Origin of the sequence: Hymenobacter sp. B81 (genome assembly GCF_044628455.1) — a bacterium.
In the GTDB taxonomy this organism is placed as follows: domain Bacteria; phylum Bacteroidota; class Bacteroidia; order Cytophagales; family Hymenobacteraceae; genus Solirubrum.
Genome location: NZ_JBIYZW010000001.1, coordinates 1,006,401 through 1,020,309, shown reverse-complemented (window position 1 = coordinate 1,020,309; position 13,909 = coordinate 1,006,401). Strand labels below are relative to the sequence as shown.

Below are 13,909 nucleotides of genomic sequence, written 5' to 3'. Positions count from 1 at the left end.
CTTTCGCCCCGCTGCCCGCGCGGCGAGGCTTTTTCGGGCCGCCCGCCAACCATCCGGCCGCTTGCACGCTTTCCTTTTACCGCGCCCCCGGCGCCCTCTGCTTATGACCCACGACATTCACGCCCTGATTGAAGCCGCCTGGACCGACCGCGCCCGCCTGCAGGACGCCGCTACCCAGGAAGCCATCCGCTCCGTTATCGACCACCTCGACCGCGGGCAGCTGCGCGTGGCCGAGCCCACCGCCGAGGGCGAGGCCTGGCAGGTAAACGACTGGATCAAGAAGGCCGTCATCCTGTACTTCCCGCTGCAACAGATGCAGACCCTGGAAGTCGGCCCCTTCGAGTTTCACGACAAGATGAAGCTTAAAACCAACTATGCTCAGCAGCAGGTGCGGGTGGTACCGCCCGCCGTGGCCCGCTATGGCAGCTACCTGGCCCCCGGCGTCATCATGATGCCCTCGTACGTGAACATCGGCGCCTACGTGGGTGAGGGCACCATGGTCGATACCTGGGCCACGGTGGGCTCGTGCGCGCAGGTAGGCCGGCACGTGCACCTCTCGGGCGGCGTGGGGCTGGGTGGCGTGCTCGAGCCGGTGCAGGCCGCGCCGGTTATCGTCGAAGACGGGGCGTTCATCGGTTCGCGCTGCATTCTGGTGGAAGGCTGCCACGTGGGCAAGGAAGCCGTGCTCGGCGCGGGCGTGACCATCACCGGCAGCACCCGCATCATCGACGTGTCGGGCGCCGAGCCCAAGGAGTACCGCGGCTACGTGCCGCCGCGTTCGGTAGTCATTCCCGGCACTTTGCCCAAGCAGTTTCCGGCCGGCGAGTACCACGTGCCCTGCGCCCTCATCATCGGCCAGCGCAAGCCCTCGACTGACCTGAAAACCTCCCTCAACGACGCCTTGCGCGAGCACGACGTGGCGGTGTAAGCGTCACCCCAATGCTGACTTTTGAAGAGGCAAGGGCTATTGCCCAAGGCAAGATTGACGGCCTCAATGCGAATCCGAATAACGACCCTGACGTTGTAACTGATTGCGTACTTGTCGATGAGAAAACCATCAGTAAGCCATACGGCTGGGTTTTCTTTTACAACTCTAAATGTTTTCTGGAAACCGAAGATATCAGCGTTGCTATGGCAGGAAACGCCCCCTTTATCGTCAACAAATACGATGGGGCGGTTACGGTGACAGGCACTGCTTACCAAATCGGTTACTACCTAACCGAATACGAGAAGAAGAAAGGCTATCAGTCATAAGCTCCCAAAGACAAAGCACCTGACGAAATCCGTTCAGGTGCTTTGTCTTTGGGAGCTTACTTGCGTAGTTGCCGGTCGACTTCTTCCTTCCAGATGGCCACGAAGGGTTCCTCGTCGCCCACGCGGTAGGCGCAGCGCATCACATTGGTATTCGATTCGATGGCCACGTTGCCGTCGGGGTCGACGGCGATGATGCCCCGGTCGCCCTGTAGCTTGTCGGCGTACACCTCTACGGCGGCCTGGGCGGCCTTGGCGATGGAGAACTTCTTGTACTTGCGCAGGGCGTACACCTCGTGGGCCACGCCGGCCAGCATGATGATTTCCCCGTCGCCGGTGGTCGATACGGCGCAGACCTCGTTGTTGGCGTAGCCGCCGCCCCCGAAGATGCAGCTGTCGCCCACCCGGCCGCGCAGCTTGCCTTCGATGCCGCCGGTGGAGGTGGCCATGGCCAGGTTGCCGTACTGGTCGAGCGCCACGGCGCCCACGGTGTCGTGCTTGTTGGCGTGTTCCACCTGGGCTTCCTGCAGAATGTCGAGCCACTCCTGGTGCTGCTCGTCGGTTTTGAAATAGCTCGGGTCCTGCAGGGTGAGGCCCTGGGCCAGGGCAAACTCGTGGGCGCCCTCGGCCGTGAGAAACGAGTGCTTGCACTTCTCCATCACCATGCGGGCCAGGCGCACGGGGTTCTTGATGAGCTTGAGCCCGCTCACGGCCCCGCCGCGCAAGCTCAGCCCATCCATGATGGAGGCTTCGGTTTCCACTTCGCCGTTGAGGTTGAGCATGCCGCCGCGGCCGGCGTTGAACAGCTCGTGGTTTTCCAGGCTCTGCACGGCGGCTTCCACCGCGTCGAGGGCGCTGCCGCCGCGCAGCAGGATTTCGGAGCCGGCCAGCAACGCTTGGTGCAGGCCCTGCCGGAGCTTTTCCTCTTTTTCGGGCGGAATGGTGCTGGGGTCGGTGTTCACGGCCCCGCCGTGAATCACTAAAACGGGCTTGCCCATGTTCGGTACTAAATAAAGCAGGTGAACGGTGCGGGAAACGAGCAATGCGGCGCGTGCCTAGGTACGGCGGCCCGAAACCTGGGTTGGGGCCGCGGCCGGGGCGCTGGCCGAAGCGGCAGGGCCTCAAGCAAAAAGCCCGGCCGGGGCCGGGCTTTGAAGAGGTGGTTGGGGAACTTGACGCTCGGTTGAGTGCCTTGACAGTCGGTTGACCTCCTTAACGCTCGGTTGAGGTACTTGACGCTGTGCGTACGGCCCTTGACGCTTCGGGTATGGGCCTTGAAACGGTTTGCATGCTCCTTGACGCCATGCTCATGGGCCTTTATGCCATTCGCACGGCCCTTGATGCCGGCCGCATCAAGGCCCTTGCGGGCACCGCCCTTGACGCTGTCCGCAAGGGCCTTGATGCGGCGCGCCCGGCCCTTGGCGGGGGGGCTGCCGTGCGCCTACACGCCGGCCTTGAGCCTGTCGCCGAACACGGCCTTCACCTTGTCGACTTTGGGGCGCACCACGAACTGGCAGTAGGGCTGGCTGCCGTTCTGGTTGTAGTAGTCCTGGTGGTAGTTCTCGGCCACGTAGAAGGTGGGCAGGGCCGTGATTTCCGTCACGATGGGCTGGGGGAAGGCCCCGGCCGCGTTGAGCTTCTGCTTGTATTCCTCGGCCAGGCGCTTCTGCTCGGCGTTGTGGTAGTAGATGGCCGAGCGGTACTGGGTGCCCACGTCGTTGCCCTGACGGTTGAGGGTGGTCGGGTCGTGGGTTTTCCAGAATACCTCCAGCAGCTGCTCGAAGCTGATGACGGCCGGGTCGAAGGTGATTTGCACCACTTCGGCGTGGCCTGTCAGGCCCGAGCAGACTTCCTTGTAGGTGGGGTTGGCAATGCGCCCGCCGGTGTAGCCCGACACGACGTTCTCGACGCCGCGCAGGTTCTGAAAAACGGCCTCGACGCACCAGAAACAGCCAGCCCCGAAGGTTGCTAATTCCATGTTGGGTGGGGAAAAAGATGGGTGTGTTAGCCTTAAGCGAATTCGGCTCCGGAATGTTTCGGCCCGCCCCGGCGGAACCACCCGGCAAAGTCTGCCGGCAAATGTCCCTGCCGACGGGCCGGCCGCGGTCGGGCGCAGCAAAAAGCCCTTGCCGGGAGGGTCGGCAAGGGCTTGACTGAAGCTAGCGGGAGCGGAATTAGCGGCGGAACCGTTCGGCCACCACCAGCTCCTTGGAGCCGGCCGTGTGCTGGTAGAAGCCTTCGCCCGACTTCACGCCCAGGCGCCCAGCTATTACCATATTGACCAGCAGGGGGCAGGGGGCGTACTTGGGGTTGCCCAGGCCCTCGTTCAGCACCCGCAGAATGGCCAGGCACACGTCGAGGCCAATGAAGTCGGCCAATTGCAGCGGGCCCATGGGGTGAGCCATGCCCAGCTTCATGACCGTGTCGATTTCCTCGACGCCGGCCACGCCCTCGAACAGGGAGTAGATGGCCTCGTTGATCATGGGCATCAGAATGCGGTTGGCCACGAAGCCGGGGTAGTCGTTGACTTCGGTGGGAATCTTGCCCAGCTGGCGCGAGAGGTCCATCACCTGCGCGGTCACGGCGTCGGAGGTGGCGTAGCCGCGAATCACTTCCACCAGCTTCATCACCGGCACCGGGTTCATGAAGTGCATGCCAATGACCTGCTCGGGGCGCTTGGTGGCGGCGGCAATCTTGGTGATGCTGATGGAGCTGGTGTTCGAGGCCAGAATGCAGCCGGCGGGCGTCAGCTCGTCGAGCTGGCGGAACAAGTCCAGCTTCACCGCCACGTTTTCGGTGGCGGCTTCCACGACCAGGCCTGCCTCGCGCACGCCCTCGGCCAGCGAGGTTGAGGGGCGCAGGCGGCCCAGGGTGGCGGTTTTGTCGTCTTCGGAGAGGGCGCCCTTGGCTACCTGCCGGTCGAGGTTTTTGCCGATGGTGGCCAGGGCCTTGTCGAGGGCGGCCTGGTTGAGGTCAATCAGCGTGACCGGAAATCCATTCTGGGCAAACACGTGGGCAATGCCATTGCCCATGGTGCCCGAGCCAATTACGGCGACGTTCAGCATGCGAGGGGAGGTAGGGGAAAAGGAAACAGCGACGCGGCAAGGCGCTTGCCGCCGGGCAAAGCTACGCCAAAGCCCCAAGGTGCCCAACTACCCCCGCCAGCGGCCGCAGGGGCACTTTTAGCCGCTGAATTAGCTAAAACAAGACTTGCGGGCAAAAGTTTTAGCGCCGTGAGGTATAGGCGGATAGCTATATTTTTCACGGTTTTTTTACCCGCCGAATATCCTTTTGCACAACCCCGCGTACAAACCCGCAGAACGTCGCCACACGCCACCCTCAAACAGGATGGAAACGGGGCGCAACGTTCCAACCTCATCCACACCCTCACCTAACTCCTTCCGACTACCATGGGCAACCTGCTGTACCTCATTGCCGTCGTGCTCATCATCATCTGGCTCCTCGGCTTCCTGGGCTTCAATAGCTTCGGGATGGGCAACCTGATCCACATCCTGCTGGTCATTGCCATCATTGCCATCATTCTGCGCCTGATTCGCGGCGGCTCGGTATAGCCGGACCCGCACAGTTGCGTCTGAAAAAACACGAAACGGGCGGCCTTCCACCAGGGAGGGCCGCCCGTTTCGTGTAGAGGGCCTGCGCCGTGGCTACTTGCCGATGTCGAACAAGAAGCTGAAGCGGATAACCGGCTGGCCGTAGATGTTGGCCTCCAGCCCGTCGTTGAAGTTGTAGAGCAGGGCAATGTCGGCCGCGGCCCGGTCGCCCAACGACTGGCGGTAACCGGCTCCGAGCAGGGGCGTGCGCACGGTGGCGTTGGAGCGCAGTACGGCAATGGTGTTGGGGCCGGTGAGCACCTCGCGGATGATCTGGGCCCGCGTTACCTCGTACTCGGCGTGCAGGAAAAACTGGTCGATGACGATAACCTGCCCGAATACCTTCAGGCCAATGTTGTTGGCCGAAATATTCTGCCGGGCACCGGTGCCCGAGTTGCTGGCCGGCACGGTGTAGCCGGTGTAGGAGTACACCAGGCCCGGGCCCACGGCCACGCGCTTATTGAGGCGGTAGCCCAGGGCCGGCGCCCCGCCCAGGTTGTACTGCACCCCACCCACCGAGTTGCTGCTCAGACCCAGGCTCAGGTTGCCGTAGATGAAATACTTGCTGGGCGGCCGCTCGGCGCTCTGGGCCCCGGGCACCTGGCCGGTGGAGGGCAGGCGCTCGGCCGGCCGGCCGTCGTCGTCGATGCCGGTGCCGGTGCGGGGTGCCGGCGGCGTAGCGGGCCGACTGGGTTGCCCGGGCAGGGCCTGGGCCGGGCGGCCATCGTCGTCGATGCCGCCGCTGGGCGGGGCCGCGGGCGTAGTAGGCGCGGGCGTAACGGGCGCAGTGGTAGGAGCGGGCCGGGTGGGCTGGGGCGGGCGGGCCGGCGGACCGGGAGGAGCCGTGTTCAACTGCGGCTTCACGTAGGTCGAGTCGGTGCGCTGGGCCAGGGCGGCGGGGACGGCCAGCAGCAGGGCCGGGCCGGCCAGGGCCGCGAGCAGGAAACGCTTCATAGGAAAGGCGAAATCAGGAGCGGAAGAAGCCGCCGGCGGCGGTCAGGGCTAAGAAGCAAAAAGGCCGCGGAGCGTTGCATCCACGGCCTTTCTTTACGAGCAACGCTAGGCGCCCACCGTTTGGTACATGCGCTGGCGCTGGGCCTTGATGGTCTCGTCGGCCAGGTATTCCTCGTAGCTCATGCGCTTGTCGATGATGCCCTCGGGCGTGAGCTCGATGATGCGGTTGGCCACGGTGTCGATGAACTGCAAATCGTGCGAGGCGAAGAGCATGGTGCCCTGGAAGTCGCGCAGCGAGTTGTTCAGGGCCGTAATGCTTTCCAGGTCGAGGTGGTTCGTGGGGTCGTCGAGCACCAGCACGTTGCCGCTTTCCATCATCATCTTGGAAAGCATGCAGCGCACTTTCTCGCCCCCGCTCAGCACGTTCGACTTCTTCAGCGACTCTTCGCCCGAGAACAGCATGCGGCCCAGGAAGCCGCGGATAAACGACTCGTCCTTTTCGGCCGAGTACTGCCGCAGCCAGTCCACCAGGTTCAGGTCGGCGTTGAAGAAGCCGGTGTTTTCCTTCGGGAAGTAGGAGGGAGTGATGGTGGTGCCCCACTTGTACTCGCCCTGGGCGGCCGGCTTTTCGCCGAACAGAATGTCGAACAGCAGGGAAGCGGCGCGGTCGTCGCGGCCCACGATGGCCACCTTGTCTTTCTTGTCGAGCGAGAACGACACGTTGCGGAACACCACTTCGCCGTCGACCGAGGCCGCGAGGTTATCCACCGTCAGCAGCTGGTTGCCCGCTTCGCGCTCGGCCTTGAAGGCAATGTAGGGGTACTTGCGCGAGGAAGGCTTGATTTCTTCCAGGGTGAGCTTTTGCAGCAGCTTCTGTCGCGAGGTGGCCTGCTTGGACTTGGAGGCGTTGGCCGAAAAGCGGCGTACGAACTCTTCCAGTTCCTTGCGCTTGTCCTCGGTTTTCTTGTTCACCTCCTGGCGCTGGCGCAAAGCCAGCTGGCTCGACTCGTACCAGAACGAGTAGTTGCCGGGGTACATGGTGATTTTGGAGAAGTCCAGGTCGGCCATGTAGTTACACACCGCGTCGAGGAAGTGACGGTCGTGGCTGACCACGATAACGGTGTTCTGGAAGCCGTCGAGGAAGTTTTCCAGCCACAGCACGGTTTCGGCGTCGAGGCCGTTGGTCGGTTCGTCGAGCAGCAGCACGTCGGGGTTGCCGAACAGGGCCTGGGCCAGCAGCACCCGCACCTTGTCGGAAGTGCCCAGGTCGCCCATCAGCGTGTAGTGCTTGTCTTCGCCGATGCCCAGGCCCGAGAGCAGCTCGGCGGCTTCGTAGTCGGCATTCCAGCCTTCCATGTCGGCAAACTCGCCCTCGAGCTGCGCGGCCCGCTCGCCGTCGGCGTCCGTGAAGTCGGCCTTGGCGTAGAGCGCGTCCTTCTCGGCCATCACCTTCCACAGGCGCTGGTGGCCCATAATCACGGTTTGCAGCACCGGATACTGGTCGTAGGCAAACTGGTCCTGCTTGAGCACCGACAGGCGGGCGCCCGTGGGCATGTCAACCGAACCGGTATTGGGCTCGATTTCGCCCGAGAGAATCTTCAGGAAAGTGGACTTACCCGCCCCGTTGGCCCCAATCAGGCCGTACACGTTGCCGGGCATGAATTTGATGGTAACGTCTTCGAACAAGATGCGCTTGCCGTAGCGCAGGCTCACGTTGGTAGTGCTGATCATGCAGTAGCTGCCGGAAAAATCTATCTGAAAGGGAAGCCCTAAGGCTAAAAACCGCGCAAAGGTAGGCAAAAAGCCGCGCTGCTGCTGCGGATGCGGAGCCTTAACACCGCAGAGCGGCCAATAAATCCCGGAAGGGAGCAACACGTACTCAGGGGCTTATAAAACCGGCCCGGCCGGTTTTGCGCGCCGCGGCACAACCGCCCGCCCCCGATTGCAGTATAGTAGTGCACGTTGGGCAAGACAGCTGGTCGGCTGGCCGGTCCCGTTTTTGCCCGCTGGCTTTTCTCTTTAACTCCTTAAGCTCCTGCCTTATGGCTGACACCTTGCTTTCTCCCGAACGAAACGGAATTCGGTACGGCCTGCTGACGGCTGCCGGCATGATTGCCTACTTTCTGCTGGCCAGTCTCATTGGCTGGGCCACCCGCGTCGAGTACAGCTACCTGAACGTGGCTATCCTGGCCATCGGTATCTGCATGGCCATTGCCCACTACCGACGCGTACGCCACGACCGGATGCCCTACCTCCACGGCTTCGGCACCGGTATCATCACCGCCGCCGTGGCCGGCGTGGCCTTTGGCGTGTTTTTGATCCTGTACATGGTCGTCAACCCCAACTTCGTCGAGCAGCTGCGGGCCGAGGACTTCTTTGGTTTCGACATGTCGGTAACCATTGCTTTCCTGGCTGTGCTGCTGCAGGGCGTGATGTCGGGCGTTATCATCTCGCTCATTGCCATGCAGTACTTCAAAAGCCCCGACCACAAGCCCCTGGAACAGCTGGATTAGGTTCCCGAGGGTACGAACGTGAAGCAGACCGGTCCGGCGGAGATTTCCGCCGGACCGGTTTCTTGTTTTAAGGCAGCTATGCCGTTCGGTTTTCGCTTTCCCGGGGCCGGCAACCAGGGAAAATCAGCTGCAAAAGAAAAAACGAAATATGCTTGCATTTTTAACTATGCAAATATATTATTGTACTAAGTAAAGCTGCTTAGGCCGGCAAGCCGCTTAGTTCATCCTCCACCTAACCATCCACTCCAACATGAAAGCCTTGTTGATTACCGCCCTGTGCTGCAGTGTGAGCCTGGCGGCCAATGCGCAGCTGCGCGACCGGCTGGTCGAAACGCCCAGTCAGGAAGTCGGGCTGAACGCCGATGAGATGACGCGGCAGATGGCCAACCGCCTGCGGCTGAACGAAGCCCAGTTTATCCGCCTGAAGGCCGCTAACCAGATCAAGCTGGCCCGGCTCAACGAAATTCGCTGGCAGTACCAGCAGGACCCCACGGCCCGTGAAGCGCGACTGGCCGAACTCGAAGCTCAGTACGAGCAGGAGTGCCGCCGCATCCTGACGCCCACGCAAATCGGGGCGCTGCAGGACGAGCAAACGGCCAAGGACGTGCCGGCCTCAACCGAACCCGACCAGAACAGCCTGGGGTGACTGGCCACCCCCAGTGCAATGAGAAGCCCGGAGCCTTCAACTATGAAAGCTCCGGGCTTTTGCTTTGGGCTAAGGGCTCAGTTCCCGGGTTTGCGCTCGGGCGGGGCAGTAGTATAGAGCACTTCGGTTACGGTGCCCAAGGCGCCAATTCGCAGCACCAGCCGGCGGGCCGCGCTGCGGGGGCGGCCAGGCTCACACTGGCTTCCCGGCTCCACGTAATAGTAGAATACGCGCTGGGTCTGCTCCTGCAACTCCTCCTCGTCGGGGCGGCCCAGCAGCTCGTTTACCACGCCGTTGCGCAGGCCGTAGAGCTTGCCGCGGTGCTGGTCGAGAATGGACAGCTGGCGGGCCCGCTCGCCGCGGCAGCCGCGGGCGTCGCGGCGCCAGGCCGTGCCATCGAAACCCGGAATAATGCTGTCGGTGTTGCCGCAACCAGTCAGGGCAAGGCTTAGCAACCCGAATAATAACAAGTGACGTCGCATCGTTGGAACCAGTACCGGCCACCCGTAGTTAGGGGGCACGGCGCGGCAAAACTAGTACTTTTGTCGGTCGGTGTTCTTCTGCTAATTTGCGACGTCTCCTCTCCACCATGACGCCTGCCCGCTTTTTTACCGCCAGCCTGCTGGTGGTTCTGGCCCTGTGCGGCCAGCCGGCTGCCGCCGCGCCCCCGCAAGCCGCCCAGGCCCGTTACCTAGCTGCCTTCGAGCAGCATTTGGTGCGTACCTACGTGGGAGCCCGGCTGGCCGCCACCGGCCTCGACGCCACGGTGCTGCGCAAAGCCCTGATCGGCTACTACAACCTGCGCAGCAAAGGACTGGCCCACAAACCCATCCTTACCATTATCGACTTCGGGCGCTCCAGCCGGCTGAACCGCCTGTGGGTAATCGACCTGGACCGGCAGAAGCTGTTGTTTCATACGCTGGTGGCCCACGGCAAGAATACCGGTGCCGAATTCGCCCGCACTTTTTCCAACCGGGCCGGCTCGGAGCAGAGCAGCCTGGGTTTTTACCTGACCCAGCAAACCTACCAGGGCAAGCACGGCCTGTCGCTGAAGCTGCGGGGTATGGACGAGCACTACAACTCCAACGCCAATGCCCGCGCCGTAGTGGTGCACGGGGCGGAGTACGTGAGTCAGGATTTCGTGCGCCAGCACGGCCGGCTGGGGCGCAGCCAGGGCTGCCCGGCCTTGCCGACCGAGCAATCGGCGGCCATCATCAAAGCTATCAAGGGCGGCTCAGTCATCTACGCCGAAGCTCCGCCCAGCACCAGCTACCAGTCGGGCTGGCTGAACCTCGATGCGGCCCTGCCCGTCTTTGCCCGCAGCCAGGGCATCAGCCCCGTGGTGGGGCAGTAAGCTCAGCAACCCAGCAAAAACACCGCCGGTCGGTCCGTAAGGGCCGACCGGCGGTGTTTTTGCTGGGTTGCTAATTGGGCTGGTTAGGCCCGGTCGCCGGTGGCACGCACCAGGCTGATGCCCGCAAAAAAGAAAATCAGGCCCAGGCCCAGCGGCACCAGGGAATTGATTTGGCTCAGGCCCACCTTGCCCAGCAACCCGAGGGCGCCGTAGATGAGGGCCGCAATGCCAAGCAGCGTCAGCAGCGACCCGAAGGTGCGTTTCTGATTCATGGATCGGAGGAAGTGAAAGTCAGGGAGAAGCGGCCCTGGTGAGCCGCTGCGCCCCACGGCGGGGCACAGGCCCTGATACGCAGCAGGCGCGCATTTGGCTGCGCCGACCGGGCAAAACCCTGCCGGCCGCGGCGCGTTAGACGGGAAAAGCGCAGTTTAGCGCTGTTGTTCCTCCTTCCCCCGAACCACTTCACTTCCATGCGAGGCAGCCTCCGATACATCATAGCCCTGCTGATTGCGGGCTTCTCCCTACTCTCGTACTGGTGCAACCGCCAGGAAAATCCCGTGACCGGCGAAGTGCAGCACGTGGACATGACCACCGAAGAAGAAATTGCCCTGGGCCTGCAGGCCGCCCCGCAAATGGCCCAGCAGTACGGCGGCCTGCACCCCGATCAGCAGGCCCGCGCGGCCATCGACCGCATCGGGCAGGAATTGGTGCGCGCGTCTGGCGCGGCCAACTCGCCCTACAAGTTCAACTTTCACCTGCTGGCCGACGAAAACACCATCAATGCCTTTGCCCTGCCGGGTGGGCAGGTATTCATTACTGCCGGCCTGCTCAAAAACATGACCACCGAAGGGCAGGTAGCCGGCGTGCTGGCCCACGAAATCGGCCACGTCATCGGCCGCCACTCGGCCGAGCAGCTGGCCAAGACCAAGCTCACCCAGGGCCTGGCTGGGGCTGCCGGCATTGCTGCCTACGACCCCGAGCGGCCCGGCGCTTCCGTGGCCAACGCGGCCGTAGCCGCCGCCATTGCCAAGGTCGTGTCGCTACGCTTTGGGCGCGAAGACGAGCTGGAATCCGACCGCCTGGCCGTGAAGTACACCGCCGAAGCCGGCTACGACCCCCGCTCCATGATTCGGGTGATGCAGGTGCTGGAGTCGAAAGGCGGTGGAGGCGGTGGCCCCGAGTTTCTGAGCACCCACCCCAACCCTGGCAACCGCATTGGCGTGCTCGAGCAGGAAATTGCCGAGGCCTACCCCAGCGGCGTGCCGACGGGCCTAAAGCAATAAGCCAGGCGGGTTATCCTGTTTCCACCCCGGGCCGGTACGCGCGTACCGGCCCTTTTGGTGCCCTTTCTGTCTGCGAACCTAAAGCTGCCGCTATGTCTTCTTCCCTTGCTTTTCTGCGCCGCGTGCTGTTCGTGCTGAATCCCATTTCCGGGGACATCGACAAGGACGACCTGCACCCCCGTTTGCACCAGCTCTGCACCGAACGGGGCCACGAAGTCGAGTCGTTTGAAACCACCGGCGACGATGATGCCAGCCGCCTGCGCAATTTCCTGCAACAGCACTCCTTCGACGCCGTGTTGGCGGCCGGGGGTGATGGTACGGTAAACCTGGTGGCGCAGGTGCTTTCCGGGCTGAATGTGCCCATGGGCATCATTCCCCTGGGCTCGGGCAACGGCTTGTCCAAGGACCTGGGCATTGCGCAGGAGCCCGAGGCAGCGCTGGAAGTGCTTTGGAATCACCGCGAGTGGGTTATCGATACCCTGCAGGTCGGGGGGCACTTCACCGCGCACCTAGCCGATCTGGGCTTCAATGCCCTGGTGGTAGCCCGCTTCAGCGAGGGCGACACCCGCGGGCCCGGCGCCTACGTGCGCGTGGCGCTGCAGGAATACCTGAGCTACGAGCCGGCCCGCTACCGCATCGAAACCGACCAGGAAACCTGGGAGGGCGAGGCCTTCATGCTCACCATTGCCAACGCCCGCACCTTTGGCAGCAACGTGGTCATCAACCCCGACGCCCTGCTCGACGACGGGTGGTTCGAGCTCTGCCTGATCGAGCCTTTCCCCGGCTCGGCCGCCCTGGGCATGCTCTACCACCTCTACACCGACGGCTTCGAGCAATCGGACTACACGCGGCGGCTGCGCTGCCGCCGGGCCCGCATCGAGGTGCTAGGGGCAAGCGAAGTACTAGCCCAGCTCGACGGCGAGCCGCTGCACCTGCCGCTGCCGCTGGAAGTAACCATCAACCCAAGGAGTCTGCGGGTGCTGGTGCCGGCGGGGGCGGAGTAGGAGCGGGCTCCGCCGCTAGCAAGCAGCTGAATACCGGCTCGGCAGGAGTGCCGTCGTTGTCGGCGGGCTCCCAGGTGTGCAGCCACAGCTGGCCATCGGCGTAGTAGTCGAGACTGAAGAAGCCCTTGTGCTCGTGGGTAAAACCGGCGCGGCCGCCGGGCTGCACGTACGAGGTTTTGCTGCCGGCCCCGCTCACCAGGTAGTGCACGTCGTGGCGCAGGAAGTACTGCAGGTTGTGGTCGTGGCCGGCGGCATATACCACGCCGGGAAACTGGCGCAGCACCTGCAGCAGGCGGCGGCGCATGCGCCGGTAGGGCGGATACGACATGTCTTCGGCGGCGCCCAGCACCCGGCGGTAGGCCGGGAAGAGCGAACCTACGATGGGCAGGGGCAGGTAGGCGCGCTTGTGGGCCGCCGTGAGCGGAAACACGTGCTGCTTGACGGTGAACTTGCCGCCGTGCACGGCATTGGAGTACAGCGGGTGGTGCCCGGCCACCACCACGCGCTGGCCCTGGTGGCGGGCCAGCAGCTCGCGCAGCTCCAAGAAGGGCTGGCGGGCATCGGTGGCGGTGCAGCCGTGGGCCGGGCCCAGGGGCCGGGGCCCGCGTTGCACCCACCATTGGGTGTTGAGCACCAGCAGCACCAGGCCATCGGCCAGGGGCAGGGCCACCGGGCCGGGGCATCCGTTTACGGGCAGGTAGTGGGCCTGCGGCAATTGCTGGCGTACGTAGGCTTCTTGGGCGCGCAGGTACTCGTAGCCATCGGCGCGGCCCTTGTTCCAGTCGTGGTTGCCGCTGAGAAAAACTACCTGACCGGGAAAGTCGCGCAGCAGCTCCAGCTGAATGTCGAGGCGGATTTCGGCGTCGGCGCGGCGGGGATGGCCCAGGGGGGGCAGCCCCACGGGGTACACGTTGTCGCCCAGCAGCACTACCGTGCCCTGGGCCCCGGCCTCGCGCAGCCAGCGGCGCAGCAGGTTCAGCACCGGGTCGCGGCCGTCGGTAGCCACGGCGCCCAGGTCACCCACCAGGCAGATGCGGTGCTGCGGCGGGCTGGCGGGGGCCGACTGGCTGGGCCAGCCGCGCAGGGCCGGCGCCACGTAGGGCCGGCGGCGCTGGCGGCGCTCCAGCACCCAGCGGTAAAGCAGCCAGCCCGCCAGCGCGCCGCTCAGCAGCGTTACCAGCAGCAACAGAAAATCTATATCCACGTCCGAAACCGTTTGGCCGGTGTACGGCGGGCCCGGGGTGGGGTTAAGCCCCGCCGTGCCGAAGCAGGGTTACGCTGTCCACCTTCGTC

The 13,909-nt window shown here is 63.8% G+C and carries 16 protein-coding genes; 8 read left to right on the top strand and 8 right to left on the bottom strand.

The genetic code is table 11. The features are described 5' to 3' along the window. Positions 1 to 103: 103 nt before the first annotated feature. Together ACE191_RS04575 and ACE191_RS04570 are read left to right on the top strand one after the other, a co-directional pair. Entirely contained in the window at positions 104 to 928 is an 825-nt protein-coding gene (locus tag ACE191_RS04575; protein WP_400191000.1) for a 2,3,4,5-tetrahydropyridine-2,6-dicarboxylate N-succinyltransferase, read from the top strand. Positions 929 to 939: 11 nt separating this feature from the next. Then, complete coding sequence (locus ACE191_RS04570) at positions 940 to 1,254, top strand: YrhB domain-containing protein (RefSeq protein ID WP_400190999.1); 315 nt, start codon at positions 940 to 942, stop codon at positions 1,252 to 1,254. A gap of 56 nt (positions 1,255 to 1,310) precedes the next feature. Here ACE191_RS04570 and ACE191_RS04565 read toward each other — a convergent pair whose 3' ends face one another. The 3 genes from ACE191_RS04565 to ACE191_RS04555 all read right to left on the bottom strand — a co-directional run bounded on the left by ACE191_RS04565 (position 1,311) and on the right by ACE191_RS04555 (position 4,316). Then, positions 1,311 to 2,249 (bottom strand): isoaspartyl peptidase/L-asparaginase family protein, encoded by a 939-nt coding sequence (locus ACE191_RS04565; protein WP_400190998.1) that lies wholly within the window; start codon positions 2,247 to 2,249, stop codon positions 1,311 to 1,313. A gap of 443 nt (positions 2,250 to 2,692) precedes the next feature. Next, complete coding sequence (gene msrA / locus ACE191_RS04560; protein ID WP_400190997.1) at positions 2,693 to 3,229, bottom strand: peptide-methionine (S)-S-oxide reductase MsrA; 537 nt, start codon at positions 3,227 to 3,229, stop codon at positions 2,693 to 2,695. A gap of 196 nt (positions 3,230 to 3,425) precedes the next feature. Beyond that, positions 3,426 to 4,316, bottom strand: a complete 891-nt coding sequence (locus ACE191_RS04555; RefSeq protein ID WP_400190996.1) for a 3-hydroxyacyl-CoA dehydrogenase family protein — start codon at positions 4,314 to 4,316, stop codon at positions 3,426 to 3,428. A gap of 345 nt (positions 4,317 to 4,661) precedes the next feature. On the opposite strand from ACE191_RS04555, the gene ACE191_RS04550 reads away from it, so the two are divergent. Then, the gene (locus ACE191_RS04550; protein WP_400190995.1) at positions 4,662 to 4,823 is read left to right on the top strand and encodes a lmo0937 family membrane protein; all 162 of its coding nucleotides are present in this window, start codon (positions 4,662 to 4,664) and stop codon (positions 4,821 to 4,823) included. Between the two features lie 93 nt (positions 4,824 to 4,916). Here ACE191_RS04550 and ACE191_RS04545 read toward each other — a convergent pair whose 3' ends face one another. Together ACE191_RS04545 and ACE191_RS04540 are read right to left on the bottom strand one after the other, a co-directional pair. After that, entirely contained in the window at positions 4,917 to 5,816 is a 900-nt protein-coding gene (locus ACE191_RS04545; protein WP_400190994.1) for a hypothetical protein, read from the bottom strand. 105 nt (positions 5,817 to 5,921) lie between these two features. Further along, positions 5,922 to 7,547 (bottom strand): ABC-F family ATP-binding cassette domain-containing protein, encoded by a 1,626-nt coding sequence (locus ACE191_RS04540; RefSeq protein ID WP_400190993.1) that lies wholly within the window; start codon positions 7,545 to 7,547, stop codon positions 5,922 to 5,924. Between the two features lie 311 nt (positions 7,548 to 7,858). On the opposite strand from ACE191_RS04540, the gene ACE191_RS04535 reads away from it, so the two are divergent. Together ACE191_RS04535 and ACE191_RS04530 are read left to right on the top strand one after the other, a co-directional pair. After that, a complete protein-coding gene (locus ACE191_RS04535) occupies positions 7,859 to 8,329 on the top strand; it encodes a DUF4199 domain-containing protein (RefSeq protein WP_400190992.1) in 471 nt (156 codons plus the stop codon). Positions 8,330 to 8,579: 250 nt separating this feature from the next. Beyond that, the gene (locus ACE191_RS04530) at positions 8,580 to 8,975 is read left to right on the top strand and encodes a hypothetical protein (RefSeq protein ID WP_400190991.1); all 396 of its coding nucleotides are present in this window, start codon (positions 8,580 to 8,582) and stop codon (positions 8,973 to 8,975) included. A 77-nt stretch (positions 8,976 to 9,052) separates the two neighbouring features. Here the strand turns inward: ACE191_RS04530 and ACE191_RS04525 are convergent, their stop codons facing one another. Further along, positions 9,053 to 9,457, bottom strand: coding sequence for a hypothetical protein (locus ACE191_RS04525; RefSeq protein WP_400190990.1), 405 nt, complete (start codon positions 9,455 to 9,457; stop codon positions 9,053 to 9,055). A 107-nt stretch (positions 9,458 to 9,564) separates the two neighbouring features. Between ACE191_RS04525 and ACE191_RS04520 the strand changes: the two genes are divergently transcribed. Then, the gene (locus ACE191_RS04520; RefSeq protein ID WP_400190989.1) at positions 9,565 to 10,329 is read left to right on the top strand and encodes a murein L,D-transpeptidase catalytic domain family protein; all 765 of its coding nucleotides are present in this window, start codon (positions 9,565 to 9,567) and stop codon (positions 10,327 to 10,329) included. Positions 10,330 to 10,412: 83 nt separating this feature from the next. Here ACE191_RS04520 and ACE191_RS04515 read toward each other — a convergent pair whose 3' ends face one another. After that, a complete protein-coding gene (locus tag ACE191_RS04515; protein WP_400190988.1) occupies positions 10,413 to 10,601 on the bottom strand; it encodes a hypothetical protein in 189 nt (62 codons plus the stop codon). 198 nt (positions 10,602 to 10,799) lie between these two features. On the opposite strand from ACE191_RS04515, the gene ACE191_RS04510 reads away from it, so the two are divergent. Then, complete coding sequence (locus tag ACE191_RS04510; RefSeq protein ID WP_400190987.1) at positions 10,800 to 11,612, top strand: M48 family metalloprotease; 813 nt, start codon at positions 10,800 to 10,802, stop codon at positions 11,610 to 11,612. A 92-nt stretch (positions 11,613 to 11,704) separates the two neighbouring features. Beyond that, a complete protein-coding gene (locus ACE191_RS04505) occupies positions 11,705 to 12,616 on the top strand; it encodes a diacylglycerol/lipid kinase family protein (protein WP_400190986.1) in 912 nt (303 codons plus the stop codon). Here the strand turns inward: ACE191_RS04505 and ACE191_RS04500 are convergent. After that, positions 12,570 to 13,820, bottom strand: a complete 1,251-nt coding sequence (locus tag ACE191_RS04500; protein ID WP_400190985.1) for a metallophosphoesterase — start codon at positions 13,818 to 13,820, stop codon at positions 12,570 to 12,572. The two genes, ACE191_RS04505 and ACE191_RS04500, sit on opposite strands and share 47 nt — an antisense overlap. Positions 13,821 to 13,909: the final 89 nt, after the last annotated feature.

What these genes read in the sequence shown, in the direction of transcription:
- ACE191_RS04575 (WP_400191000.1), top strand. Translation starts at nt 104, where the DNA reads ATGACCCACGACATTCACGCCCTGATTGAAGCCGCCTGGACCGACCGC.
- ACE191_RS04570 (WP_400190999.1), top strand. Translation starts at nt 940, where the DNA reads ATGCTGACTTTTGAAGAGGCAAGGGCTATTGCCCAAGGCAAGATTGAC.
- ACE191_RS04565 (WP_400190998.1), bottom strand. Translation starts at nt 2,249, where the DNA reads ATGGGCAAGCCCGTTTTAGTGATTCACGGCGGGGCCGTGAACACCGAC.
- msrA (WP_400190997.1), bottom strand. Translation starts at nt 3,229, where the DNA reads ATGGAATTAGCAACCTTCGGGGCTGGCTGTTTCTGGTGCGTCGAGGCC.
- ACE191_RS04555 (WP_400190996.1), bottom strand. Translation starts at nt 4,316, where the DNA reads ATGCTGAACGTCGCCGTAATTGGCTCGGGCACCATGGGCAATGGCATT.
- ACE191_RS04550 (WP_400190995.1), top strand. Translation starts at nt 4,662, where the DNA reads ATGGGCAACCTGCTGTACCTCATTGCCGTCGTGCTCATCATCATCTGG.
- ACE191_RS04545 (WP_400190994.1), bottom strand. Translation starts at nt 5,816, where the DNA reads ATGAAGCGTTTCCTGCTCGCGGCCCTGGCCGGCCCGGCCCTGCTGCTG.
- ACE191_RS04540 (WP_400190993.1), bottom strand. Translation starts at nt 7,547, where the DNA reads ATGATCAGCACTACCAACGTGAGCCTGCGCTACGGCAAGCGCATCTTG.
- ACE191_RS04535 (WP_400190992.1), top strand. Translation starts at nt 7,859, where the DNA reads ATGGCTGACACCTTGCTTTCTCCCGAACGAAACGGAATTCGGTACGGC.
- ACE191_RS04530 (WP_400190991.1), top strand. Translation starts at nt 8,580, where the DNA reads ATGAAAGCCTTGTTGATTACCGCCCTGTGCTGCAGTGTGAGCCTGGCG.
- ACE191_RS04525 (WP_400190990.1), bottom strand. Translation starts at nt 9,457, where the DNA reads ATGCGACGTCACTTGTTATTATTCGGGTTGCTAAGCCTTGCCCTGACT.
- ACE191_RS04520 (WP_400190989.1), top strand. Translation starts at nt 9,565, where the DNA reads ATGACGCCTGCCCGCTTTTTTACCGCCAGCCTGCTGGTGGTTCTGGCC.
- ACE191_RS04515 (WP_400190988.1), bottom strand. Translation starts at nt 10,601, where the DNA reads ATGAATCAGAAACGCACCTTCGGGTCGCTGCTGACGCTGCTTGGCATT.
- ACE191_RS04510 (WP_400190987.1), top strand. Translation starts at nt 10,800, where the DNA reads ATGCGAGGCAGCCTCCGATACATCATAGCCCTGCTGATTGCGGGCTTC.
- ACE191_RS04505 (WP_400190986.1), top strand. Translation starts at nt 11,705, where the DNA reads ATGTCTTCTTCCCTTGCTTTTCTGCGCCGCGTGCTGTTCGTGCTGAAT.